Raw genomic sequence first — 25,388 nt, 5'->3', positions numbered from 1 at the left:
GATAACGGCATGACAGCGCAAGCCAACACGCAGCAAGCACCAGGTGACCTGGATGTGGGATTTGCTGACAACGGTATGATCAATATTCCCCAAGGTTCGTCTCAGTGTGTCGTTGAAACATCTGCCGGCAAACTTCTTTACGTGGCTCAAACAGGCCGTGTCTCATGGGTTTATCGGGCCATGGCTGATGGCACTTCCGATCCGACCTTCCAACCGTTCGCGTGGGACTTCGCCAAAGGCCAATTCGAAAGTGTCACACGTTTACTTGCTCGAAGAGACGGCAAATTCCTGTTGATTGGTAACTCGGGTAATGAGCCCTTTATCCGGCAGGCTGCGATCACGCGATTCAACGAGGGAGGAAGTCCTGATTTAGTCTTTGGCACAAAAATGCTGCCTTTACCCGTAGACCCCGTCCCTCCGGAGCAGGGTTTGCAGACATTCGGACCTACGGGATGCCTCACTGCTGACAACCATGTGTTAGTGGCCGCAAGTTACCAATTGGCGGACAGCGAGGGCACAACTATCGATTCGGCAGGTAGGGTATACACCCTGGATGACCAAGGTCATCCAGACACTGGATTTGAAGTCAGATTCAAGGGGCCGATTACAACGATTCATAGTATCGGCGTCCTGTCAGACGGGCGCATCGTTGTGTTTGGGATTGTTGACCGCCCGGCATCAGGCACATCAGTGCCGAACGCGGTCTTGGCTTGCTACAACCGAGACGGCACGTTGAACAAAACCTTCGGCATTGACGGATTTTGGGAAGACAAAAGCTACGCTGGTTTTGGCTCGATGGTGGTGGATGATGACAAGATAATCATCGCCGCTGTCACGTCGATTAATAACGATGGCAACCGTTATGTTTCCGTGCAACGAGTATTGGGTGATGGCACCTCGGATAAGACCTTTAACAACGGAGCGCCGTTGGTGGTTGATCTGGGTTCCGGCTTTATAAACATCCCGACCATCACCGTACAGCCGGATAAAAAAATCGTGGTCGCAGGGAGTGAGAATTTTCCTGTGCAAAACCTGTACTGGCTGCGTACCACCGAGGGCGGTGAGCTAGACACTTCTTTCGGTGATTCTGGGGTGGTTCGACAGCAAGCTGGCCGGGTGAATGACATTATTGTCCAGCGCACCGGCAATCGACTCATCCTCGCGGTTAATCTGGACTCAAGTGAAGCTCAAGGTCCGAAAGTCTTGGGTATCCTGAGCTGATAGCGTCTTTACGACCACGCAAGCCACAAATCCTTGTGGGAGCGAGCCTGCTCGCGATTGCAGTGTGTCAGTCAACATCAATACTGAATGTCAGACCGCAATCGCGAGCAGGCTCCCACAGGGGATTTGCGTCGGGCATTGATAATGCAGGCATAAAAAACCCGCCAGACGAGGCGGGTTTCTTATTGGCTAGCGGAAGATCACTCTTCCAGGCTACCCATCGCAGTGGTGTTGAAGCCACCGTCTACATACATGATTTCGCCGCTGATGCCGGACGCCAGGTCCGAGCACAGGAAGGCGCCGGCGTTGCCGACTTCGTCGATGGTGACGTTGCGACGCAGCGGGGTTTGCGCTTCGTTGGCGGCCAGCATCTTGCGGAAGTTCTTGATGCCGGAAGCGGCGAGGGTGCGGATCGGGCCAGCCGATACGCAGTTGACGCGGGTGCCGTCCGGGCCCAGGGAGCCGGCCAGGTAACGCACGCCGGCTTCCAGCGAAGCCTTGGCCATGCCCATTACGTTGTAGTTCGGCATGGTGCGCTCGGCACCCAGGTACGACAGGGTCAGCAGGCTGCCATTGCGGCCTTTCATCATTTCGCGGCCAGCTTTGGCCAGGGCCACGAAGCTGTAGGCGCTGATGTCGTGAGCGATGCGGAAACCTTCACGGGTGGTGGCTTCGGTGAAGTCGCCATCCAGTTGGTCGCCCGGGGCGAAGCCGACGGAGTGCACGATGCAATCCAGTCCGTCCCACTTCTTGCTCAGCTCAACGAAAACCTTGGCGATTTCTTCATCGCTGGCCACGTCGCACGGGAAGCACAGGTCAGGGTTGGAACCCCAGCTTTGTGCGAACTCTTCGACACGACCCTTGAGTTTGTCGTTCTGATAAGTGAAGGCAAGCTCAGCGCCCTCGCGATGCATGGCGGCAGCGATGCCGGATGCGATGGACAGCTTGCTGGCGACACCGACGATCAGTACGCGCTTACCGGCGAGAAAACCCATGTGTTGCTCCTCTCTTTCAGGTTATTGCGCAGTGGCCGGAGCCAAGAAAGCGGCTTCCAGCAACTGCTGTGTATACGGATGTTGGGGGGCGGCAAAGATACTTTGCGCGTCTCCCTGTTCGACCACTTGGCCCTGCTTGACCACCATCAGCTGGTGGCTCAGCGCCTTGACGACAGCCAGGTCATGGCTGATAAACAGATACGTCAGGTTGTACTTGGTTTGCAGTGAGCGCAGCAGCTCCACCACTTGGCGTTGCACGGTGCGGTCGAGGGCCGATGTCGGCTCGTCCAGCAAAATCAACGCCGGTTTTAGCACTAATGCCCGGGCAATGGCGATTCTCTGCCGCTGCCCACCGGAAAATTCGTGGGGGTAGCGGTTCCGGGTTTCCGGGTCCAGGCCTACCTCCTTCAATGCCGCAATAATCGCTTGTTCCTGTTCCGCCTCGGTGCCCATCTTGTGGATCCGCAGGCCTTCGCCGACGATCTGGCTCACGCACATCCGTGGGCTCAGGCTGCCAAACGGGTCCTGAAACACCACCTGCATCTCCCGGCGCAACGGCCGAACCTCGGCCTGCGTCAGGCAGTCTAGCTGCTTGCCTTCAAACCGGATGGCGCCTTTGCTGCCGATCAGCCGCAAAATCGCCAAACCCAGTGTCGACTTGCCCGAACCGCTTTCTCCCACAATCCCCAGGGTCTGGCCCTGAGGCAGGCTGAAATTGATCCCGTCCACCGCTTTGATGTGGTCAACGGTCTTTTTCAGAAAGCCTTTCTTGATCGGGAACCAGACTTTCAGGTCCTCGACCTGCAGCAGCGGCGGGCCAATCACGTTGGTCGCAGGCGTCCCGCTGGGCTCCGCTGCCAGCAGTTCCCGAGTGTACGGATGCTGCGGCGCGCGGAACAACTCTTCGCACGATGCCTGTTCGACGATGCAACCGCGCTGCATGACACATACGCGATGCGCAATTCTTCGTACAAGGTTCAAATCATGACTGATCAGTAGCAATGCCATGCCCAGGCGGGCCTGCAATTCCTTGAGCAATTCGAGGATTTTCAGCTGAACGGTCACGTCCAGCGCGGTGGTTGGCTCGTCGGCAATCAGCAGTTCCGGCTCGTTGGCCAGGGCCATGGCAATCATCACCCGCTGGCGCTGGCCACCGGACAACTCGTGGGGTAAAGCCTTGAGGCGCTTGTGCGGTTCAGGAATGCCGACCATTTCCAGCAATTCCAGGGTGCGCCTGGTCGCCACTTTGCCGACAAGGCCCTTGTGAATGCCCAGCACCTCGTTGATCTGCTTCTCGATCGAGTGCAGCGGATTGAGCGAGGTCATCGGTTCCTGGAAGATCATCGCGATCCGGTTGCCGCGGATGTGGCGGATGGTTTTCTCTTTCAGACTCAGCAGGTCTTGCCCGGCATACTCGATGGTCCCGGACGGATGCCGGGCGAGCGGGTAGGGCAGCAGTCGCAGGATCGAATGCGCGGTCACCGATTTGCCTGAGCCGCTTTCGCCAACCAGGGCCAGGGTTTCGCCGCGCTTGATGTCGAAGCTGACGCCTTCCACCACCCGCTGGCAGTGATCGCCGACGACGAATTCGACGGCCAGGTCGCGCACTTCGATCAGATTGTCCTGATTCATTTCACTTCCTCGGGTCGAAGGCATCGCGAGCGGACTCGCCGATGAACACCAGCAAACTCAACATCAATGCCAACACGGCAAACGCGCTCATGCCCAGCCACGGTGCTTGCAGGTTGGATTTGCCCTGGGCCACCAGTTCACCCAGGGACGGCGCACCCGGCGGCAAACCGAAGCCCAGGAAGTCGAGGGCGGTCAGGGTGCCGATGGCGCCGGTCAAAATGAACGGCATGAAGGTCATGGTCGAAACCATGGCGTTGGGCAGGATGTGGCGGAACATGATCGCGCCATTCTGCATCCCCAGCGCACGGGCCGCGCGCACATATTCCAGGTTACGCCCGCGCAGGAACTCGGCGCGCACCACGTCCACCAGGCTCATCCACGAGAACAGCAGCATGATGCCCAGCAGCCACCAGAAGTTCGGCTGCACGAAACTGGCGAGAATGATCAGCAAATACAACACCGGCAGCCCGGACCAGATTTCCAGGAAACGCTGCCCGGCCAGATCCACCCAGCCGCCATAGAACCCCTGCAAGGCCCCGGCGATCACGCCGATGATCGAGCTGAGAATGGTCAGGGTCAGGGCAAACAGTACCGAAATGCGGAAGCCGTAAATCACCCGCGCCAACACATCGCGGCCCTGATCGTCGGTGCCCAGCAGGTTGTCGGCCGAAGGTGGCGCCGGCGCCGGGACTTTCAGATCGTAATTGATGCTTTGGTAGCTGTAGGGGATCGGCGCCCACAGCACCCAGGCATCCTTGGCCTTGAGCAATTCACGGATGTACGGGCTCTTGTAGTTGGCCTCCAGCGGAAATTCGCCGCCGAACGCGGTTTCCGGGTAGCGCTTGAGCGCCGGGAAATACCAGCCGTTGTCGTAATGCACCACCAGCGGTTTGTCGTTGGCAATCAGTTCTGCGCCGAGGCTCAGGCCGAACAGCACCAGAAACAGCCACAGCGACCACCAGCCACGCTTGTTGGCCTTGAACAGCTCGAAACGCCGGCGATTGAGCGGGGACAGATTCATCTCAATGCTCCCGGCTTTCGAAGTCGATGCGCGGATCGACAAAGGTGTACGTCAAATCGCCAATCAGTTTCACCACCAGCCCCAGCAACGTGAAGATAAACAGCGTGCCGAACACCACCGGGTAATCGCGGTTGATCGCCGCTTCGAAACTCATCAAACCGAGACCGTCCAGGGAGAAGATTACTTCCACCAGCAGCGAGCCGGTGAAGAAGATCCCGATAAACGCCGACGGGAAGCCGGCGATCACCAGCAGCATCGCATTGCGGAACACATGACCGTAAAGCACACGGTGATTGGTCAGGCCCTTGGCCTTGGCAGTGACCACGTACTGCTTGTTGATTTCGTCGAGGAAGCTGTTTTTGGTCAGCAGGGTCATGGTCGCGAAGTTGCCGATCACCAGCGCGGTCACCGGCAATGCCAGGTGCCAGAAGTAATCGAGAATCTTGCCGCCAGTGCTCAGCTCATCAAAGTTGTTCGACGTCAGTCCCCTGAGCGGGAACCAGTCCAGGTAGCTGCCGCCGGCAAACACCACGATCAGCAGGATCGCAAACAGGAACGCCGGGATCGCGTAACCGACGATGATCAGCGAACTGGTCCAGACGTCAAAGTGGCTGCCGTGTCGCGTTGCCTTGGCGATCCCCAGCGGGATCGACACCAGGTACATGATCAGCGTGCTCCACAGCCCGAGCGAGATCGACACCGGCATCTTTTCCTTGATCAGGTCGATGACCTTGGCGTCGCGGAAGAAACTGTCGCCGAAGTCCAGGGTGGCGTAGTTCTTGATCATGATCCACAAGCGTTCCGGCGCCGATTTGTCGAAGCCGTACATGTGCTCGATTTCCTTGACCAGCATCGGGTCCAGGCCCTGCGCGCCGCGATAGGCCGAGCCGGCCACCGAGACTTCGGCACCGCCGCCGGCAATGCGGCTGGTGGCGCCTTCGAAGCCTTCGAGCTTGGCGATCATCTGCTCCACCGGCCCACCGGGGGCGGCCTGGATGATCACGAAGTTGATCAGCAGAATGCCGAGCAAGGTCGGGATGATCAGCAGCAGTCGCCGAAAAATATACGCCAGCATCTGATTACTCCGTGCCCGCAGGGTCGGCTTGCAGTTTGGGTTCGACTTCTACCGCAGGTTTCGCATCAGGCTTGACCCACCAGGTAGTGGTGCCGATGTCGTACTTGGGAGAGACTTTCGGGCGACCGATGTGGTTCCAGTACGCCACGCGCCAGGTTTTGATGTGCCAGTTGGGGATCACGTAATAGCCCCATTGCAGCACGCGGTCCAGTGCCCGGGCATGAGCCACCAGGCTTTTGCGCGAATCGGCGTTGATCAGTTGTTCGACCAGTTGATCGACCACCGGGTCCTTGAGGCCCATGGAATTGCGGCTGCCGGGTTTGTCGGCCGCGGCGGACATCCAGAACTCGCGCTGCTCGTTGCCCGGCGAGTTGGATTGCGGGAAGCTGCCGACGATCATGTCGAAGTCCCGTGAACGCACGCGGTTGATGTACTGCGAGACATCGACCCGACGGATCACCAGGTCAATGCCCAGGTCGCTGAGGTTGCGCTTGAACGGCAGCAGCACGCGTTCGAATTCGGTCTGGGCCAACAGGAACTCGATGGTCACCGGTTTGCCGTTGGCGTCGACCATCTTGTCGTCGACGATCCGCCAGCCCGCCTCTTGCAGCAGTTGGTAGGCTTTGCGCTGCTGGGCGCGGATCATGCCGCTGGCGTCGGTCATCGGGTTCTGGAACGCTTCGCTGAATACCTGCTCGGGGATCTTGCCGCGGAACGGACTCAAAATTTCAAGCTGATCGGCGTCGGGCAGGCCGGTCGCGGCCATTTCCGAGTTTTCGAAGAAACTGCGGGTACGCACGTAGGCGCCGTTGAACAGTTGCTTGTTGGTCCATTCAAAGTCCAGCAGCAACGTAAATGCCTGGCGCACGCGCACGTCCTGGAACACCGGACGGCGCAGGTTGAACACAAAGCCTTGCATGCCGGTCGGGTTGCCGTTCGGGATCTGTTCCTTGTTCAATCGGCCTTCGGTGACTGCCGGGATGTTGTAGGCGTTGGCCCAGTTCTTCGCGCTCATTTCCAGCCAGTAATCGAACTGCCCCGCCTTGAGGGCTTCCAGCGCCACCGTGTTGTCGCGGTAGTAATCGGTGGTCATCACGTCGAAATTGTAGAAGCCACGGTTGGCCGGCAGGTCCTTGCCCCAGTAATCTTTGACCCGCTCGTAGCGGATCGAACGCCCGGCCTTCACTTCGGTCACCTTGTAGGGGCCGCTGCCCAACGGTATTTCGAGGTTGCCTTTGTTGAAATCGCGATTGGCCCACCAGTGTTTGGGCAGCACCGGCAACTGGCCGAGGATCAGCGGCAGCTCGCGGTTGTTGTTGTGCTTGAACTTGAACAGCACGGTGAGCGGGTCTTCGGCGACCGCTTCCTCGACATCGCTGTAGTAACCGCGATAGAGCGGGGCGCCTTCTTTGGTCAGCATCTGGAAACTGAACACCACGTCTTCGGCGCGCATCGGATGGCCGTCGTGGAAGCGCGCTTCAGGACGCAGGTAGAAGCGCACCCAACTGTTGTCCGGGGCTTTCTCGATCTTGCCGGCGACCAGCCCGTATTCAGTGAACGGTTCGTCCAGCCCCTGTTTGGCCAAGGTGTCGTAGATCATGCCGATGTCGTCGGCCGGTACGCCTTTGCTGATGAACGGGTTGAGGCTGTCGAAGCCGCCGAACCCGGCCTGGCGAAAGATTCCGCCTTTGGGGGCGTCGGGGTTCACGTAGTCGAAATGCTTGAAGTCGGCCGGATATTTCGGCGGCTCGTTGTACAGGGTCACGGCGTGTTGCGGGGCGGCGCAGGCCAGCCCGGCGAACAGCAGACCGCTGGCCTGCATCAGCAGTGCGCATAGGGGCTTCATCGATCTTTCTCCGAAGATTTCAGCCACCACGCGGAGAGGCCCAGGGTATAGGGCGGTGTGGTGACGAAGGCGAACCGGTTGCGGTAGGCCAGGCGGTGATAATTGAGGTACCAGTTGGGAATCATGTAGTGCTGCCACAACAAGACCCGGTCCAGGGCTTTGCCGGCGGCGACTTGTTCGTCGCGGGTTTGCGCGGCGAGCAATTGTTCGAGCAGGTGATCGACCACCGGGTTGGCGATGCCGGCGTAGTTTTTACTGCCCTTGACCCCGACCTGGCCGGAATGGAAATACTGCCATTGCTCCAGGCCCGGGCTGAGGGTCTGGTTGAGCGTCATCAGGATCATGTCGAAATCGAACTGATCGAGGCGTTGTTTGTACTGCGCGCGATCCACTGTGCGCAGCCGCGCATCGATGCCAATGTTGGCGAGGTTCTCGACGTAAGGCTGAAGGATGCGCTCCAGGTTCGGGTTGACCAGCAGGATCTCGAGCTTGAGCGGTTGGCCTTTGGCGTTCTCGATCCGTTGTCCATTGAGCTTCCACCCGGCCTCGGCGAGCAGCGCCAGGGCCTTGCGCATGGTTTCCCGAGGGATGCCGCGTCCGTCGGTCTTTGGCAGGCTGAACGGCTCGGTGAGGAGCTTGGCGGGCAATTGCTCGCGATAGGGCTTGAGCAACAGCCATTCATGACCGACCGGCAGGCCCGTGGAGGAGAATTCGCTGTTGGGGTAGTAACTCATGGCGCGCTTGTAGGCGCCGCTGAACAGCGTGCGGTTGGTCCACTCGAAGTCGAACATCAGCCCCATGGCTTCACGGACTTTGGTCTCGGAGAAGATCGGGCGCCGGCTGTTCATGAACAGGCCCTGGGTCTGGGTCGGGATCTGGTGCGGGATCTGCGCCTTGATCACGTCTCCACGGCGCACGGCCGGGAAGCTGTAACCGTTTTCCCAGTTCTTCGCCTGGTGCTCGATGTAAATGTCGAATTCGCCGGCCTTGAAGGCTTCGAACGCCACATCGCTGTCGCGATAGAACTCGACTTCCATGCGGTCGACGTTGTACTTGCCACGATTGACCGGCAGGTCCTTGCCCCAGTAATCCTTGACCCGCTCGAAAATGATCTGGCGTCCTGGCGTCACCGAGGTGATGCGATAAGGCCCGCTGCCCAGCGGCGGTTCGAAGGTTGTAGCCTTGAAGTCGCGACCTTTCCAGTAATGCTGCGGCAGCACCGGCAATTCGCCCAGGCGCAGGATCTGCAACGGATTACCGGCACGCTTGAAGACGAATCGAATGCGCTGCGGGTTAAGGATGTCGACCCGCAACACTTCCTGAAGGCTGGTGCGGTACTGCGGGTGACCTTCCTTGAGCAGCAAGCGGTAGGAAAACGCCACGTCGTAGGCGGTAATCGGCGTGCCGTCGTGAAAGCGCGCTTCGGGGCGCAGGTTGAACACCACCCAACTGCGGTCCTCGCTGTACTCCACCGATTGCGCGATCAAGCCATAACTGGAGGTCGGCTCATCGCCGGACGGCGCGTATTGACCGGTGCCGACCATCAGCGGTTCGTTAAGCTCGTTGATGCCGTATTGCAGGAAATTGGCGGTGGAAACCGGGCTTGAGCCCTTGAATGTGTAGGGGTTGAGCGTATCGAAGGTGCCAAACGCCATCACCCGCAACGTACCGCCCTTGGGCGCTTGCGGGTTGACCCAGTCGAAGTGGGTAAATCTGGCCGGGTACTTGAGCGTGCCGAACTGCGCATAACCATGGCTTTCGCTGATCGTCGCGCTTGCGGTGGAGCTCAAGGCCAGGCTGATCAGGAAGAGGAGGAGGGGACGCTTCAAGTCAGAGATCCGATCCAGGCGGCTTGGGCTTTGTGGGCCGTACAGTAACAGCTTGTATCGACAGGAAAAAGACAGGGGGTTAATGCGCTGTTAATTGCCGAGGTGACGATGCGGCAGGTGCTGTGCCTGTGGCGAGGGAGCTTGCTGCCGCTGGGCTGCGAAGCGGCCCCAAAACCTGAAAATTTTTATAATTCCTGACACACCGCATGTTCAGGGTTTACGGCTGCTTCGCAGCCGGGCGGGAGCAAGCTCCCTCGCCACAGTTCCCATGCATCCCCCGATTCCAGCAGAGCTCAAATTGCAGGCGAAAAAAAGCCCCTGGATTCAGGGGCTCGTTTTTAGCGCGGCGAAGACACCGTCAACATCTGCCCAGGCTTGAGCGCCTGGCCAACACGCGGATTCCAGCGCTTGAGGTGCTGCATTTCAACGTTGAAGCGTTTGGCGACCATGTATAGCGAATCGCCTCGCTTGACCTTGTATTGGGTCTGCGGCTTCTGTTTGGCGGCTTTGCTGGTGGTCTTGCTGTTCGCCGCCACAACGGTGTTGACGCGACCGCCGCTACGTTTGGCAGTGTCCTGCATCACCAGGGTCTGGCCGACCTTGAGGTTCTTGCCGGTCATCTTGTTCCAGCGCTGCAGGTCCTTGACGGCGACCTTGTTCGCCTTGGCGATGGCGGCCAGGTTGTCGCCGCGTTTGACGCGGTAGGCACGTTTAAGGCTGGCGACTTCGGATTCATCGGCGCCTTCGAAGACCGGCTTGAGCGACTTCTTGCTGATCAACTCTTCAGGACGCATGGTCGAGAGGCTGGCGGTCAGCAACTGCGCCTTGGACGTTGGCACGAGCAAATGCTGGGGGCCGTCGATGGTGGTGCGCTGTTTGAAGGCCGGGTTGAGCTGGAACAACTCGTCTTCGTCGATGTTGGCCACCGCGGCAACCTTGGACAGGTCCATGCGCTGGTTGATTTCGACGACCTGGAAGTAAGGTTCGTTGGCGATCGGGTTGAGGTTCACGCCGTAGGCTTCGGGGGCCAGCACAACCTGGGACAAGGCCAGCAGCTTGGGCACGTAAGCCTGGGTTTCGGCTGGCAGCGGCAGGTTCCAGTAATCGGTCGGCAGACCCAGCTTCTCGTTGCGCTCGATGGCACGGCTGACCGTGCCTTCGCCGGCGTTGTAGGCCGCCAGAGCCAGCAACCAGTCACCGTTGAACATGTCGTGCAGGCGGGTCAGGTAATCCATGGCCGCAGTGGTCGAGGCGGTGATGTCGCGACGACCATCATAGAAGCGGGTCTGACGCAGGTTGAAGTAACGGCCGGTGGAAGGAATGAATTGCCAAAGGCCCACCGCATTGGCCCGGGAGTAGGCCATCGGGTTGTAGGCGCTTTCAATCACTGGCAGCAGCGCCAGTTCCAGCGGCATGTTGCGTTCTTCAAGGCGTTCGACGATGTAGTGAATGTAGAGGCTGCCGCGTTCACCGGCGTTTTCAAGGAAGGACGGGTTGCTGGCGAACCACAGGCGCTGTTGCTCGATGCGCGGGTTGACGCCCAGGTTGTCCTGCAACTGGAAGCCCTGGCGCATGCGCTCCCAGACATCCTGTGGAATTTGCGGAGTCGGCTTTTCGCTGAGCCAGATAGGTTTCTGCTTGGCGCGAGCGGCGATGTTCGGAGTGTGTGTCGCTTCGGTCTGCGGCACATGGCTGGAACAGCCCGCCAGAGTGGCGGACACAGCCACCGCTATGGCTTGAGCCAAGCGGGTCAATGCGTCTGAATTGATGGCTTTACGAATAGATGACGACATTGGCTGGAAGTAAGTTCCGGGCAAAAATGTCGGGCGATTCTAGAAAGCGCACCCTCTGCGGTCAACCATTCAGAATTTTTGTACCAACGGGGCGGCGACTTAGAACTTATCTTTCCAAGCCCGAAGAGCAGCAAAGACCGCACTCGGAGACCGGTTTTGGGTTCCATTCCGTTCGTCCACTTTTTCTTTAACGGATGTTTCGTCGACACGCAAAAAGGGGTTGGTCAGTTTTTCAAGCGCCAGAGTAGAGGGCAGCGTCATGATTCCGGCAGCACGTTGCTCGGTAACTTTTTCCAGACGTGCGGCGGTGTCAGGATTGCCGGGTTCGACCGCTGCGGCAAATTTCAGATTGCTCAGGGTGTATTCGTGGGTGCAATAGACCAGCGTATCTTCCGGCAGCTCAGCGAGGCGGCTCAGCGAGGTGTGCATCTGCTCGGGCGTGCCTTCAAACAAGCGCCCGCAACCGGCGGCGAAAAGGGTGTCGCCGCAGAACAGCAGGCCGTGGTGATAATAGGCAATATGCCCCAGGGTGTGTCCGGGAACCGCATAGACGTCGAAGTCCCAGCCCAGCACGCTGACACGGTCGTTGTCCTTGAGCGCCACGTCTCGCGCCGGGATGGTTTCGCTGGCCGGGCCATAGACTTTCGCGTCTGTCGCTTTTTTCAGCTGCTCGACACCGCCGACATGATCATGATGATGGTGAGTGATCAGGATATCGCTCAATACCCAACCCTTATGCGCCGCCAGCCATGCTTGCACGGGCGCGGCATCACCCGGATCGACCACGGCGCAGCGCTGGGTGTTGTGGTCCTGTAACAACCAGATGTAGTTGTCGGTGAAGGCGGGCAGGGCACTGATCTGTATCATCGTCGGATTCGCCAAGCGGAAAACAATGGCGCATCTTAGAACTTCCTGGCGCGTTGGAGAATGCAATGACCGATAAAGCGTTCGCTCAGGCCGATCCTGAGTGGCTGAATTTGATCAGCGCGGCCCGTGAATGGCTGTCCGGGCCCATCGGGCAATTTCTGTTGGACGAAGAGCGGCGCATGCTCGAAGACGAGCTGGGCCGCTTCTTCGGTGGCTATCTGGTGCATTACGGCCCGTCGGCCCAGACACCGCCGTCGGCACCCCAGGTTCAGCGCAATGTGCGACTTGGCGCGCCGTTGCCGGGGGTCGAGATCGTCTGCGAAGAGCAGGCATGGCCGTTGAGCGAGCATGCCGCTGATGTGGTGGTGATGCAGCACGGCCTGGATTTCTGCCTGTCGCCCCACGGCTTGCTGCGTGAAGCCGCGAGCAGCGTGCGGCCCGGCGGGCATCTGCTGATCATCGGGATCAACCCCTGGAGCAGCTGGGGCTTGCGCCATGTGTTCGCTCACGACGGTTTGCGCAAGGCGCGCTGCATCTCGCCGTCGCGGGTCGGCGACTGGCTGAATCTGCTGGGCTTCGCGCTGGAGAAACGCCGCTTCGGGTGCTATCGTCCGCCGCTTGCGTCACCCGCCTGGCAGGCTCGCCTGGCCGGTTGGGAGCGCAAGGCCGGTGACTGGCAACTGTCGGGCGGCGGCTTCTATTTATTGGTGGCGCGCAAGATCGTTGTTGGCCTGCGACCCGTCCGTCAGGAACGGCGCGAACCGATGGGCAAGCTGATTCCATTGCCGATGGCCAAGGTCAACCGTCGTAACATCGAGCCGTAATACACTCTTTATTTTCCCGGCCGGGTTCGCCCCGGCCTCGGGCATCGTCGGTCACTGATCGGCGAGCCACCGCATTTTCTGGATAGATTGGCATGAGCGATAGCGTAGAACTCTTCACCGACGGCGCCTGCAAAGGCAACCCTGGCCCTGGCGGCTGGGGCGCGTTGCTGGTGTGCAAAGGCATTGAAAAGGAGCTGTGGGGCGGCGAAGCCAACACCACCAACAACCGCATGGAGCTGATGGGCGCGATTCGTGGCCTGGAAGAACTCAAGCGCTCCTGCGACGTGCTGCTGGTGACCGACTCCCAGTACGTGATGAAAGGCATCAACGAGTGGATGGACAACTGGAAGAAGCGTGGCTGGAAAACGGCGGCGAAGGAACCGGTCAAAAACGCTGACCTATGGAAACTGCTGGATGAGCAGGTCAACCGCCACAACGTCACCTGGAAATGGGTACGCGGGCACATCGGCCACCATGGCAACGAACGGGCAGACCAACTGGCCAACCGTGGCGTGGATGAAGTGCGCGGGTACAAGCAGGCTTGATCGGTAGTGCCGCCCTTCGCGAGCACTGTCTGCCGGAGATCCATGCAGGAGCGAGGCTTGCCCGCGAAGAAAGCGCCGCGGTGTAACTGAGAGACCGGGTTATCGTTCTTCGCGAGCAAGCTTCGCTCCTGCGGGGTGTCACAGCATCAAGATCGCGGTGGCCAGTTGTTGGTCTGAATACGGTTCGTTGATCACCCCGCGAATCCGCAAAAACGCCGCCTGGATCCGCGCCCCGCGAATCACCCCCTCGCTCGCCACAAACGCCGCCGCATCATCCTTGGCCGCAAGTACGATCTTGTCGTCGCTGAATGAGCCACTGGTGCCTTTGGTGGAGCTCATCGTCAGACTGACGGTGACGTCTGTGCTGATGACAAAACTGGTGGCGTGGGCGCCGGAACCCAGCAAACAGGTACTCAATAAAACCAGCCGTGCAGTCTTCATGACGATTTCGAACCCTGGGTAAGCAAGGGGTGCACGCTAGCAATCCATCGGCTTCCAGACTTTATGAACATTGCTAATGATTGTTAAAAACTGCATGAGCGCCCGTCACCTGGCAGTGCGCGCGCCGGATCCCGCGAGCGTGTTAACATCGCCGCTTTTGCAAGATTGACCCGTTGAGAGCTGAGCACTGATGGCCACCAGATCCGTTGTACTCGATACCGAAACCACCGGCATGCCGGTGACCGACGGCCACCGGATTATCGAAATCGGTTGTGTCGAGTTGATCGGTCGGCGCCTGACGGGCCGGCATTTCCACGTTTACCTGCAACCGGATCGCGAGAGTGACGAAGGCGCCATCGGCGTCCACGGCATTACCAACGAATTCCTGGTGGGCAAACCGCGGTTCACTGAAGTGGCCGATGAGTTTTTCGAATTCATCAAAGGCGCGCAGCTGATCATCCATAACGCGGCGTTCGACGTTGGCTTCATCAACAACGAATTCGCCCTGATGGGCCAGCACGACCGTGCGGACATCACGCAACACTGCTCGATCCTCGACACCCTGATGATGGCCCGGGAACGTCACCCGGGGCAGCGCAACAGCCTCGATGCGTTGTGCAAACGTTATGGCGTCGACAACTCCGGTCGTGAACTTCACGGCGCCTTGCTCGACTCCGAGATCCTCGCCGACGTTTACCTGACCATGACCGGCGGCCAGACCAGCCTGTCACTGGCCGGTAATGCGTCCGACGGCAACGGTTCCGGCGAAGGCGCTGACAACTCCGCCACCGAAATCCGCCGCTTGCCGGCCGACCGCCAGCCGACCCGGATCATCCCCGCCAGCGAAGATGACCTGGCCCGGCACGTGGCACGCCTGGAAGCCATCGCCAAGTCCGCCGGCGCCCCGTCGCTGTGGCAGCAGTTGGTCGAGGCCAAGGCGCAGGCTTGAGGCGAATCAGATGTAACAGGGCTTTTGTGGCGAGGGTGCTTCCTTGCCACAAGTACTCCTGCTGAATGTTGGAGAGTTGATGGCCACATGATGGTGCACTCATTGACCCGCTTCAGGGCATCGTCGCTCGCCACATCCGCTTCAACCCTCTACCCTGAGCATATTGGCAGGCCACGGTCTGCAGCCTCAGGACACTGAGCCTCATGTATAAAGATTTGAAATTCCCGGTCTTGATCGTGCATCGCGACATCAAGGCCGACACCGTCGCCGGTGATCGCGTGCGTGGCATCGCCCGGGAACTGGAGCAGGAAGGCTTCAGCATCGTTTCGGCGGTGGACTACACCGAAGGGCGGCTGGTCGCTTCGACCCATCACGGCCTTTCCTGCATGTTGATCGCCGCCGAAGACGCCAGCGCCCACTCTCATTTGTTACACAATATGGCCGAGCTGATCGGCCTGGCGCGAGTGCGGGCGCCGGACTTGCCGATCTTTGCGCTGGGCGAACAGGTCACGCTGGAAAACGCCCCGGCCGATGCCATGGCCGAACTCAATCAGCTGCGCGGCATTCTCTATCTGTTCGAAGACACCGTGCCCTTTCTGGCGCGGCAAGTGGCCCGGGCGGCCCGTAAATACCTGGATGGTTTGCTTCCGCCGTTTTTCAAGGCACTGGTGCAACACACCGCCGATTCCAACTATTCCTGGCACACACCCGGCCATGGCGGTGGCGTGGCGTATCACAAGAGCCCGGTGGGGCAGGCGTTTCACCAGTTTTTCGGGGAAAACACCCTGCGCTCGGACTTGTCGGTGTCGGTGCCGGAACTGGGTTCCTTGCTCGATCACACTGGCCCGCTCGCCGAAGCGGAAGCCAGGGCTGCGCGCAATTTCGGCGCCGATCACACCTTTTTCGTGATCAATGGCACCTCGACCGCCAACAAGATCGTCTGGCATTCGATGGTCGCTCGCGATGACCTGGTGCTGGTGGACCGTAACTGCCACAAGTCGGTACTGCACTCGATCATCATGACCGGCGCGATTCCGTTGTACCTGTGCCCGGAGCGCAATGAACTGGGGATCATCGGGCCGATTCCGCTGAGCGAGTTCAGCCGCGAATCGATTCAGGCAAAGATCGACGCCAGCCCGCTGACCCAGGGGCGTGAGCTCAAGGTCAAGTTGGCCGTGGTGACCAATTCGACCTACGATGGCCTTTGCTACAACGCCGAACTGATCAAGCAGAGCCTGGGCAACAGCGTCGAGGTCCTGCATTTCGACGAGGCCTGGTACGCCTACGCGGCGTTCCACGAGTTTTTCGCCGGTCGTTATGGCATGGGCACGTCCCGTAGCGAAGACAGCCCGCTGGTATTCACCACGCATTCCACACACAAACTGTTGGCCGCGTTCAGCCAGGCCTCGATGATTCATGTCCAGGACGGAGGTGCGCGGCAACTGGATCGCGATCGCTTCAATGAAGCATTCATGATGCACATCTCGACGTCGCCGCAGTACAGCATCATCGCTTCGCTGGACGTGGCATCGGCGATGATGGAAGGCCCGGCCGGGCGTTCGCTGTTGCAGGAAATGTTCGACGAAGCCCTGAGTTTTCGCCGGGCGCTGGCCAATCTGCGCCAGCACATCGCTGCGGACGACTGGTGGTTTTCCATCTGGCAGCCACCGTCGGTGGAAGGCATCGAGCATGTGGTTACCGAAGACTGGCTGCTGCAACCCGACGCCGACTGGCATGGATTTGGTGGGGTGACTGACGATTACGTGTTGCTTGATCCGATTAAAGTCACCTTGGTGATGCCTGGCCTGACGGCGGGCGGCGCACTGAGCGAGCGCGGGATTCCCGCGGCGGTGGTCAGCAAGTTCCTTTGGGAGCGCGGGCTGGTGGTCGAGAAGACTGGCCTGTATTCATTCCTGGTGCTGTTCTCGATGGGCATCACCAAGGGCAAATGGAGCACGTTGCTGACCGAATTGTTGGAGTTCAAGCGCAGTTACGACGCCAATGTCAGTCTGGCGTCGTGCCTGCCATGCGTGGCGCAACAGAACGTCGCGCGTTATCAGGGCATGGGTTTGCGGGATTTGTGCGATCAACTGCACGCCTGTTATCGCCGCAATGCCACGGCCAAACACCTCAAGCGCATGTACACCGTGTTGCCGGAAATCGCCATGAAGCCGGCTGACGCCTATGATCATTTGGTGCGGGGAGAGGTGGAGGCAGTGTCGATTGATGCCCTGGAAGGGCGAATTGCCGCGGTGATGCTGGTGCCGTACCCACCCGGCATCCCGCTGATCATGCCGGGGGAGCGGTTCACCGAGTCGACCCGGTCGATCATCGATTACCTGTCGTTTGCTCGCACGTTTGACAGCAGCTTCCCCGGGTTTGTCGTTGATGTGCACGGACTGCAACACGAAGACGAGGGCAATGGACGGCATTACACCGTCGATTGCATCAAGGAATGAGGACCTTTCCCAGCATGCAACCGATCATGAATCCCAAATACCCAGGCCTCTCGGTGCGTGTCGCCGATGAGGGGTTTGCGCCCTATATCTGGGGCAGCGATTTCAGTTTTGAAGTCGCGGCCTATGGCGCCGCTGAAATCGGCAAACCGGTGGAGCAGTGGCGGGTCACGGCGATCACCCCTTATCGAAAGTGCTACGGGATTGATCCCGAGGAGTTCAGCAGTTTTCGCGATGCCGCCGACAGTGCGGTGTTCATGGCCTATCTCGATGACGAGCCCGTCGGCCATCTGGTGGTCAGCACCAACTGGAACGGCTTTGCCCATATCGACGAGTTGGCCGTGCATGCGCCAGCCCGCCGTCACGGTGTGGCCAAGGCGTTGCTGGATGTGGCGCAGTTCTGGAGTCGCAAGAAGAAGTTGCCGGGCATCATGCTCGAAACCCAGAACAACAATCTGGGCGCCTGTCGACTCTATGAGCGCTGTGGTTTCGTGATAGGCGGGATCGATCATCTGCGTTATCGCGGCATCGACCCGAACACCGCCGAAGTCGCGCTGTTCTGGTATCGCCTGTTCGATAATCCGCTGGAAAACCCGCTCAGCTCGACAACATCGCCACGGCTTGTTCCGTGAGGATGTCCAGCAGCACCTGAACGGCGGGCATGGGCTCGCCGTTCTTCAGGGTCAGGGCATAGAGGCTGATCGGCACCGCAGGCGCCAAGGGGCAGGCATCCAGGCCGCTCGACTTGGCCCCAAGGGCGGTGAAGGGGTCGACAATCGCCAGGCCTTCGCCGGCCTCGACCATGCTGCGCATCATCTGATGAGTCTGCACCCGCGTCTGGATGACCGGGGCAGGGCGCAAGGCATGCAATTTGTTATCGAGCGCCGGGCTTAGCGGATCATGACCTTCCAGGCCAACCATCGACTGGCCAGCCAGATCCTGCAACGAAATGTACTTCTGTTTCGGTTGCAGCCAGCCATGGGGCGCCAACAGCTGGAGCTTGCCTTGGGCAATCACTTGGCAATAGATGTCGGCGTGGTCGGGATCGTGCAGGCTCAGCCCCAGATCGCTTTCACGCAGCAGCAGGCTTCTGACGATCTCGCGGGTGGGTTGGCTCAGCAGGGTGCAAGCCGCATCGGGAAGGCGTCGGCGCAGGGCGGCGATGCTGTGGGGCAATAACTGCTGGGCCAGCGGCGGGGTGCAGATGATGCGCAGCGGGTGCGCCTGATACTGCTTGAGGCTGCTGGCCAGGCGCTGGACCGGTTCAAGCGAGTCATACACGCGGGCGATTTCAACCTGCAGCTCCCGCGCCTCGCGCGTCGCCTGCAAACGTCCACGCACGCTGGAAAACAGCATGAATCCCAACTGATCCTCGGCATCGCGCAAAATGCCTTCGACCTCGGCCACCGGCAACTGCAGCCATTCGGCGGCGGTGCCCAGATGACCGGTCTGCAAGAGCGCGTGGATCACTTCGATATGACGTAAACGCATGCGTGAAGTCCATGTTCAGCAGGTGAGGGAGTCAGTGACTGAATCCTAACTCAAGTGCGCGCATATGACTTCTGCTCATAACGCGGGGTTATGAGGCGGTGGTGATTTCCGGCCGGATGCCGACGTAAGTGTCGGGTTCGCGAACGATGGTGACATCCGACTGAATCAGCAGAAACTGGTTGTCATCGAGCTTCTTGACGCGATCGCCAATGGCCAGCTTATAGGTGGTGACAGGCTTCGTGTCGCCGAGGCCGTCTGCCGACGGGGTGGATTCCTGGAACTCATGCACGGAATAAACGCGGCCTTCCGCGTCTCTTGCATGGAACTGATCGACGAGTACTGCTGCCATCTGCTTAGAACCTCTGGAGATAAATCACTCAATTTGCGGTTCTGTAGACCGTGGTTAAGCGAAGTAAGTTTTCCTACAGGAAAAAAATAGTCAGGGGCGGTGAATTCAACAGCCCACTGGGTGAATCGTCATCTATAACTACAAGTCTTTCCCATCGAACAGTCGAGAGTCTTCAATGAGCAACGTCTACACGATCGCCGTACTGGTCGGCAGCTTGAGAAAGGAATCAATCAACCGCAAGGTTGCGCTGGCCCTGGCCGACCTGGCGCCTGCCAATCTCAAGCTCACCATCGTCGAAATCGGCGATCTGCCGCTCTACAACGAAGACATCGATGGGACTTCACCGCCGGCAGCCTACAGCACTTTCCGACAACAAGTGAGTTCATCCGACGCAGTGCTGTTCGTCACCCCAGAATACAACCGCTCGGTGCCGGCACCGCTGAAGAATGCGATTGACGTGGGATCGCGTCCCTATGGCAAGAGCGCCTGGAGCGGCAAGCCAGGAGCGGTGATCAGCGTTTCGCCGGGGGCTGTCGGCGGGTTTGGGGCCAACCATCACTTGCGTCAGTCAATGGTGTTTCTGGACGTGCCGTGCATGCAGCAGCCGGAAGCTTATCTGGGGGGCGCAGGATCGGCGTTCGATGAGTCGGGCCAATTGTCCGAATCGGTGAGGCCGTTCTTGCAGAATTTCATCAATGCGTATGGCAAATGGGTCGAGCAGCATAAGAAAGAGTGACCTGAACGCAACACATCCCCTGTAGCAGCTGCCGGGTTGTTCAGTCTTTGCTTTACTGCATATTCGGAATTCCATATATTCACGCCTCGTTTTTCCAGAGGCGTTTACCCGCATGCTTATAGCGTCGCTGATTTTCCTGCTGACCATCACCCTGGTGATCTGGCAACCCAAAGGCCTGGGGGTTGGCTGGAGTGCGACATTCGGCGCCGTGCTGGCGCTGATTTTCGGGGTGGTGCACCTGGCTGATATCCCGATTGTGTGGCAGATCATCTGGAACGCCACCGGCACCTTCGTGGCGCTGATCATCATCAGTCTGTTGCTGGATGAGGCGGGATTCTTTGCCTGGGCAGCCTTGCATGTGGCCCGTTGGGGAAAGGGCAGCGGGCGCAAACTCTTCGCTTATATGGTGCTGCTCGGGGCGCTGGTGTCGGCGTTGTTCGCCAATGACGGTGCGGCGCTGATTCTCACCCCGATCGTGATTTCCATGCTGCTGGCGCTGCGCTTTTCCCCGGCGGCGACGTTGGCATTCGTGATGGGCGCCGGATTCATCGCCGATACCGCGAGCCTGCCGTTGGTGGTGTCGAACCTGGTGAACATCGTTTCGGCGGACTACTTCGATATCACCTTCAACCGCTATGCGGCGGTGATGATTCCGGTCAACTTCGTGAGCGTCGCCGCCACGCTGGCGATGTTGATGTGGTTTTTTCGTCGTGACATCCCCAAGGCTTACGACCCCGAGCAACTGGAACATCCGTCGACGGCGATCCATGACAAGGCGACGTTTTATGCCGGTTGGGCAGTGCTGGCCATCCTGTTGATTGGCTGCTTCGCCCTTGAGCCGCTGGGCATTCCGATCAGCGCCATCTCCGCTGTCTGTGCCGCGTTGCTGCTGGCCATCGCCGCCCGTGGCCACAAGATCTCCACGCGCAAGGTGATGAAAGAAGCGCCGTGGCAGATCGTGATTTTCTCGTTGGGCATGTACCTGGTGGTCTATGGCCTGCGCAATGCCGGGCTCACCGGGTATCTGGCGGGGTGGCTGGACGGGTTCGCGCAGTACGGCGTTTGGGGCGCGGCGATGGGCACGGGCGTGCTGACCGCGCTGTTGTCGTCGATGATGAACAACTTGCCAACGGTGTTGATTGGTCTGCTGTCGATCGATGCCAGCCAGGCCACGGGAGTGGTCAAGGAAGCGATGATTTATGCCAACGTCATTGGCAGCGACCTGGGGCCGAAAATCACGCCGATTGGCAGTCTGGCGACGTTGTTGTGGTTGCATGTGCTGCAACGCAAGAACATTCAGATCGGCTGGGGGTACTACTTCAAGGTCGGGGTGGTGTTGACGGTGCCGGTGTTGTTGGTGACGTTGGCGGCTTTGGCTTTGCGGTTATCCATTTAGAACGGGGGTGGCTTCTTCGCGGGCAAGCCTCGCCCCTACAGGATTTATGACGAATGCAAATTCAGCGAACGATACAAAACCTGTAGAAGCGAGGCTTGCCCGCGAAGGGGTCAACCCAGGCACTACAAATCTCAACCACTGCCCGGCACGTTCGGCCAAAGATCCGCCACCAGAAACAATCGCTCCGCTTCCTCCCAATCCCCATCCGCGTTCTCGATCAGGCGCACCATCAACTGCGCCGGGGCCAATGGCTCCAGGTCACTGAGCCATGCGTCCAGCTGCCCGGTGTTCCAGGTCTGTTCCGCCGGGTAATGCGCCGGCGCCAGCCATGCATGGCGGGGCAGGGGTTGCCAGCGGCCGAACGGGCGCTGCACGACAAAGTCCGCCCAGTCTTTCTGATGCAGCCAGCTGCCGCGCAGATGCTGTGGATGGGCACCGTGGGGGGGCTCGGCTTGTCCTGGCCACGGATACAGCAGATAACCGCCCAGCCACAGATGCGCGCTGAACTGCTGAATATCCAGCGCCGCCAGTACCTCGCGACTCTCGGGGCGGGCGGAAATCGGCAGTTGGTGTTGCGTCAGATGCGCCAGTTTGCGGTCCAGTCGATCATGACAGCCTGGTCCGAGCCACTGCGCCGTGTCCTGTCCGTCACCATTCTGCGGCCCCAGATACAGCTTGATCGCCAGTTCCAGATGATGCACGCCGTCGCGATCGCGCAACAGCATGTCCAGCTCGCCCAAAGTGTGGCCTCCGCGGCGGATCGGCATGTTGGCGGCAATCAACTCGATACCCGGCGCATGGCGCACGGCGTATTGCCACAAGCGTTCGTAATACAGGCCCAGCCGCCGGGTCCTGGCCTGCGCCAGCCAGTGCAGCAAGTCGTAACTGTCGCGGTCGAGTTGCTTCAGCCAGCGTTCCAGCTGCTCAGGTGCCTGCACCCAGTCGCTGCCGGCCAGCGGATGGCGTTGCGGCCACGGAGTGGTGTCGAGCATCGGCGGCGCGAGGATGACCCAGGCAAGGTCGCGCACCTCGGGGTGGCGCAACTGGTGGGGTAACTGGAGCAAATCGGGAAATAGGATCATCTTGCGAGCATAGCCCTAAACATGAGTACACCCTTGTGGCTGAAAGGATTTTGTCTATCCCGCGCTTTCGCCCATAATCGTGTTTTTCACCGTCGCGCAGGAACCCCATGGAGCAATTTCGTAATATCGGCATCATCGGTCGCCTGGGCAGTTCGCAGGTGCTGGATACCGTCCGCCGACTGAAACGGTTTCTGCTAGATCGTCACCTGCACGTGATTCTCGAAGACACCATCGCCGAAGTCCTGCCCGGTCATGGCCTGCAAACCTCGTCTCGCAAGATGCTCGGCGAAGTCTGTGACATGGTGATTGTGGTCGGCGGTGACGGCAGCCTGCTTGGCGCCGCGCGTGCCTTGGCCCGACACAATATTCCAGTGCTCGGCATCAACCGGGGCAGCCTCGGTTTCCTGACCGACATTCGCCCGGATGAACTGGAAGTCAAAGTCGCCGAAGTGCTCGATGGCCATTACCTGGTGGAAAACCGCTTCCTGCTGCAAGCCGAAGTCCGGCGCCATGCCGAGGCCATCGGCCAGGGCGATGCGCTGAACGACGTGGTCCTGCACCCGGGCAAATCGACGCGGATGATCGAATTCGAGTTGTACATCGACGGCCAGTTCGTCTGCAGCCAGAAGGCCGACGGCCTGATCGTCGCAACGCCCACCGGTTCGACCGCCTATGCGCTGTCGGCGGGCGGGCCGATCATGCATCCCAAGCTCGACGCTATTGTGATTGTGCCGATGTACCCCCATACCTTGTCGGGCAGGCCAATTGTGGTCGATGGCAACAGTGAGCTGAAAATCGTCGTGTCCAAAGATATGCAGATTTACCCGCAAGTCTCCTGTGACGGGCAGAACCATTTCACCTGCGCGCCGGGCGACACCATCACCATCAGCAAAAAAGCCCAGAAACTGCGGCTGATCCACCCGCTCGACCACAACTACTATGAGGTCTGCCGGACCAAGCTTGGCTGGGGCAGCCGGTTGGGTGGTGGAGGCGACTGATGCTCGATCCCGCGCGTAGCTACGACCTGATCGGTGACGTGCACGGTTGCGCTCTGACCCTTGAGCACTTGCTCGACCGGCTCGGTTATCACAAACAAGGTGGCGTCTGGCGGCATCCATCGCGCATGGCGGTGTTCGTCGGCGACATCATCGACCGCGGCCCGCGGATTCGCGAGGCGCTGCATATCGTCCACGACATGGTCGAGGCCGGTCAGGCGCTGTGCATCATGGGCAACCATGAATTCAACGCCCTCGGCTGGGCCACGCCGGCGCCGCCAGGCAGCGGCAAGCAGTTCGTGCGCGAACACACGCCACGCCATGCGCGCCTGCTCGGTGAAACCCTGACGCAATTTGAACATCACCCCGGCGACTGGCATGACTTCCAGCAATGGTTTTACGAACTGCCATTGTTTGTGGATGCCGGGCGTTTCCGCGTGGTGCACGCCTGCTGGGATGCCGGCCTGATCGAGCCGCTGCGCGCGCTGTTCCCCGATGGCTGCGTCGACGAACATTTCCTCCAGGCCTCGGCCGTGCCGGGCAGTTTCGCCTGCACCGTGTTCGATCGTTTGCTGCGCGGGACCGACATGCGTCTGCCCCACGGGCTGACCATGACCAGCGGCGATGGCCTGACGCGTTCGTTCTTCCGCACCAAATTCTGGGAAGACGACCCGCAAACCTACGGAGACATTGTGTTCCAGCCCGACGCCTTGCCCGAACCCGTGGCCCAGACGCCCCTGTCGTCCACCGAAAAAAATACCTTGCTGCGTTACGGCGTCGATGAGCCGCTGTTGTTCGTTGGCCATTACTGGCGCAGCGGCAAACCGGCGCCGATCCGTCCGAACCTGGCCTGCCTGGATTACAGCGCGGTGCTCTACGGCAAACTGGTCGCCTATCGCCTGGATCAGGAAACCCGCCTCGACCCGCACAAGTTTGTCTGGGTCGATGTCGAGCGGCCGGAGGTGTTGCGATGACTACCGTTGCTGTTTTACGCCTGCCGCTGGCCGTGGATTTGAGCGGGTTCGTCAAACTGCTGCAACGCATGCAGGTGCCGCATCGGGTCAGCGAAGAGTCCGGTGAACAGGTGCTGTGGGTGCCGGCCAATATCAGCGAAGACGTCCGTTCCTTATATGAACGTTTCCCGGCGGGCGACCCTGATCAGCAGCTGGACATTCCGGTCGCGCAAACCACCAGGCGGCCTGGTTTCGTCGAGCAGATGCGCCATGCCAAGGCAACCGGCTTGGTGTTGCTGCTGAGCCTGATCGTCGGTGCGGTGACGCTGCTGGGGGAAAACCTCGACACGCTGCGTTGGCTGACCTTCCTCGATTTTCGTATCGTTGGCGAGTACATCCATTTTGTGCCCTTGGCCGACAGCCTGGCGGCGGGGCAGTGGTGGCGTCTGGTGACGCCGATGCTGATCCACTTCGGCATCCTGCACCTGGCCATGAACGGCATGTGGTACTGGGAGCTGGGGCGGCGCATCGAGTCGCGTCAGGGCAGCATCAACCTGATCGGCTTGACCTTGCTTTTCAGCCTTGTGTCGAACTACGCCCAGTTTGTTTTCAGTGGCCCGACCCTGTTCGGCGGGTTGTCCGGGGTGCTTTACGGCCTGCTCGGGCATTGCTGGATTTTCCAGATATTGTCGCCGAACCCGGCATATCGCCTGCCGCGCGGTGTGCTGGTGATGATGCTGGTGTGGCTGGTGCTGTGCCTGTCGGGCCTGGTCTCGATGATCGGTTTCGGTGAAATCGCCAACGCAGCCCATGTCAGCGGGTTGCTCGTCGGATGCTTGACCGGTTTGTTGGGCGGTTTGTACAACCGCCGTAAACTGGCCGTCTAATCAGT

General features: G+C 59.8%; 23 protein-coding genes. 11 read left to right on the top strand and 12 right to left on the bottom strand.

Annotation, left to right across the window (positions count from 1 at the left end):
- Positions 1-9 precede the first annotated feature (9 nt).
- Positions 10-1,221: a hypothetical protein gene (locus FBY01_RS26705; protein ID WP_083377315.1), complete on the top strand. Its 1,212-nt coding sequence runs from the start codon at positions 10-12 to the stop codon at positions 1,219-1,221.
- Between the two features lie 200 nt (positions 1,222-1,421).
- Here the strand turns inward: FBY01_RS26705 and fabI are convergent, their stop codons facing one another.
- The 8 genes from fabI to gloB form a co-directional block, all read right to left on the bottom strand.
- On the bottom strand, positions 1,422-2,216 hold the full coding sequence (gene fabI, locus FBY01_RS26700) for an enoyl-ACP reductase FabI (protein ID WP_077749640.1): 795 nt from the start codon (positions 2,214-2,216) through the stop codon (positions 1,422-1,424).
- 21 nt (positions 2,217-2,237) lie between these two features.
- On the bottom strand, positions 2,238-3,848 hold the full coding sequence (locus tag FBY01_RS26695; RefSeq protein ID WP_145310167.1) for an ABC transporter ATP-binding protein: 1,611 nt from the start codon (positions 3,846-3,848) through the stop codon (positions 2,238-2,240).
- Position 3,849: 1 nt separating this feature from the next.
- A complete protein-coding gene (locus tag FBY01_RS26690; RefSeq protein WP_010459784.1) occupies positions 3,850-4,869 on the bottom strand; it encodes an ABC transporter permease in 1,020 nt (339 codons plus the stop codon).
- A 1-nt stretch (position 4,870) separates the two neighbouring features.
- On the bottom strand, positions 4,871-5,944 hold the full coding sequence (locus FBY01_RS26685; protein ID WP_010459785.1) for a microcin C ABC transporter permease YejB: 1,074 nt from the start codon (positions 5,942-5,944) through the stop codon (positions 4,871-4,873).
- A gap of 4 nt (positions 5,945-5,948) precedes the next feature.
- The gene (locus tag FBY01_RS26680; protein ID WP_145310165.1) at positions 5,949-7,790 is read right to left on the bottom strand and encodes an extracellular solute-binding protein; all 1,842 of its coding nucleotides are present in this window, start codon (positions 7,788-7,790) and stop codon (positions 5,949-5,951) included.
- A complete protein-coding gene (locus FBY01_RS26675) occupies positions 7,787-9,595 on the bottom strand; it encodes an extracellular solute-binding protein (protein ID WP_372241899.1) in 1,809 nt (602 codons plus the stop codon). Before FBY01_RS26675 ends, FBY01_RS26680 begins: the two co-directional genes overlap by 4 nt.
- 362 nt (positions 9,596-9,957) lie before the next feature.
- Complete coding sequence (locus FBY01_RS26670) at positions 9,958-11,412, bottom strand: transglycosylase SLT domain-containing protein (protein WP_145310161.1); 1,455 nt, start codon at positions 11,410-11,412, stop codon at positions 9,958-9,960.
- Between the two features lie 99 nt (positions 11,413-11,511).
- A complete protein-coding gene (gloB, locus tag FBY01_RS26665) occupies positions 11,512-12,279 on the bottom strand; it encodes a hydroxyacylglutathione hydrolase (protein ID WP_145310159.1) in 768 nt (255 codons plus the stop codon).
- A gap of 65 nt (positions 12,280-12,344) precedes the next feature.
- Between gloB and FBY01_RS26660 the strand changes: the two genes are divergently transcribed.
- Positions 12,345-13,103, top strand: coding sequence for a class I SAM-dependent methyltransferase (locus FBY01_RS26660; RefSeq protein ID WP_010459795.1), 759 nt, complete (start codon positions 12,345-12,347; stop codon positions 13,101-13,103).
- Between the two features lie 92 nt (positions 13,104-13,195).
- Positions 13,196-13,648: a ribonuclease HI gene (rnhA, locus tag FBY01_RS26655; protein ID WP_008152099.1), complete on the top strand. Its 453-nt coding sequence runs from the start codon at positions 13,196-13,198 to the stop codon at positions 13,646-13,648.
- 138 nt (positions 13,649-13,786) lie between these two features.
- Here rnhA and FBY01_RS26650 read toward each other — a convergent pair whose 3' ends face one another.
- Positions 13,787-14,089, bottom strand: coding sequence for a DUF2388 domain-containing protein (locus FBY01_RS26650; protein WP_145310157.1), 303 nt, complete (start codon positions 14,087-14,089; stop codon positions 13,787-13,789).
- 190 nt (positions 14,090-14,279) lie between these two features.
- Between FBY01_RS26650 and dnaQ the strand changes: the two genes are divergently transcribed.
- The 3 genes from dnaQ to FBY01_RS26635 all read left to right on the top strand — a co-directional run bounded on the left by dnaQ (position 14,280) and on the right by FBY01_RS26635 (position 18,126).
- A complete protein-coding gene (gene dnaQ, locus FBY01_RS26645) occupies positions 14,280-15,038 on the top strand; it encodes a DNA polymerase III subunit epsilon (RefSeq protein ID WP_010459800.1) in 759 nt (252 codons plus the stop codon).
- A gap of 203 nt (positions 15,039-15,241) precedes the next feature.
- On the top strand, positions 15,242-17,497 hold the full coding sequence (locus FBY01_RS26640) for an Orn/Lys/Arg decarboxylase N-terminal domain-containing protein (RefSeq protein WP_145310154.1): 2,256 nt from the start codon (positions 15,242-15,244) through the stop codon (positions 17,495-17,497).
- 14 nt (positions 17,498-17,511) lie between these two features.
- Positions 17,512-18,126 carry a GNAT family N-acetyltransferase gene (locus tag FBY01_RS26635; RefSeq protein WP_145310152.1) on the top strand — a complete coding sequence of 205 codons (615 nt, stop codon included), beginning with the start codon at positions 17,512-17,514 and terminating at the stop codon, positions 18,124-18,126.
- Here FBY01_RS26635 and FBY01_RS26630 read toward each other — a convergent pair.
- Both FBY01_RS26630 and FBY01_RS26625 read right to left on the bottom strand, forming a co-directional pair.
- Complete coding sequence (locus FBY01_RS26630; protein ID WP_145310150.1) at positions 18,092-18,985, bottom strand: LysR substrate-binding domain-containing protein; 894 nt, start codon at positions 18,983-18,985, stop codon at positions 18,092-18,094. The genes FBY01_RS26635 and FBY01_RS26630 overlap by 35 nt on opposite strands.
- Positions 18,986-19,073: 88 nt before the next feature.
- Positions 19,074-19,334, bottom strand: coding sequence for a hypothetical protein (locus FBY01_RS26625; protein WP_010459809.1), 261 nt, complete (start codon positions 19,332-19,334; stop codon positions 19,074-19,076).
- A 175-nt stretch (positions 19,335-19,509) separates the two neighbouring features.
- Between FBY01_RS26625 and FBY01_RS26620 the strand changes: the two genes are divergently transcribed.
- Both FBY01_RS26620 and FBY01_RS26615 read left to right on the top strand, forming a co-directional pair.
- A complete protein-coding gene (locus tag FBY01_RS26620) occupies positions 19,510-20,070 on the top strand; it encodes an NADPH-dependent FMN reductase (RefSeq protein WP_145310148.1) in 561 nt (186 codons plus the stop codon).
- Positions 20,071-20,182: 112 nt separating this feature from the next.
- Positions 20,183-21,466, top strand: a complete 1,284-nt coding sequence (locus tag FBY01_RS26615; protein ID WP_010459813.1) for an arsenic transporter — start codon at positions 20,183-20,185, stop codon at positions 21,464-21,466.
- Between the two features lie 131 nt (positions 21,467-21,597).
- Here FBY01_RS26615 and FBY01_RS26610 read toward each other — a convergent pair whose 3' ends face one another.
- Complete coding sequence (locus tag FBY01_RS26610; protein WP_145310146.1) at positions 21,598-22,548, bottom strand: DUF1853 family protein; 951 nt, start codon at positions 22,546-22,548, stop codon at positions 21,598-21,600.
- Positions 22,549-22,655: 107 nt separating this feature from the next.
- Between FBY01_RS26610 and FBY01_RS26605 the strand changes: the two genes are divergently transcribed.
- From FBY01_RS26605 to FBY01_RS26595, 3 genes are read left to right on the top strand one after another with little or no spacing between them, the layout of a single operon-like run.
- Complete coding sequence (locus tag FBY01_RS26605) at positions 22,656-23,546, top strand: NAD(+) kinase (RefSeq protein ID WP_010459816.1); 891 nt, start codon at positions 22,656-22,658, stop codon at positions 23,544-23,546.
- Positions 23,543-24,517 carry a metallophosphoesterase gene (locus tag FBY01_RS26600; protein ID WP_370654424.1) on the top strand — a complete coding sequence of 325 codons (975 nt, stop codon included), beginning with the start codon at positions 23,543-23,545 and terminating at the stop codon, positions 24,515-24,517. The genes FBY01_RS26605 and FBY01_RS26600 overlap by 4 nt, the downstream gene beginning before the upstream one ends.
- Positions 24,514-25,383, top strand: coding sequence for a rhomboid family intramembrane serine protease (locus tag FBY01_RS26595; protein WP_145310144.1), 870 nt, complete (start codon positions 24,514-24,516; stop codon positions 25,381-25,383). The genes FBY01_RS26600 and FBY01_RS26595 overlap by 4 nt, the downstream gene beginning before the upstream one ends.
- The last annotated feature ends 5 nt before the right edge of the window (positions 25,384-25,388 follow it).

The sequence above is a fragment of the Pseudomonas sp. SJZ077 genome (assembly GCF_007993905.1).
Taxonomy (GTDB): domain Bacteria; phylum Pseudomonadota; class Gammaproteobacteria; order Pseudomonadales; family Pseudomonadaceae; genus Aquipseudomonas; species Aquipseudomonas mandelii.
Note: the sequence above shows the minus strand (reverse complement) of the source record. Positions and strands in the feature narration are given on the sequence as shown.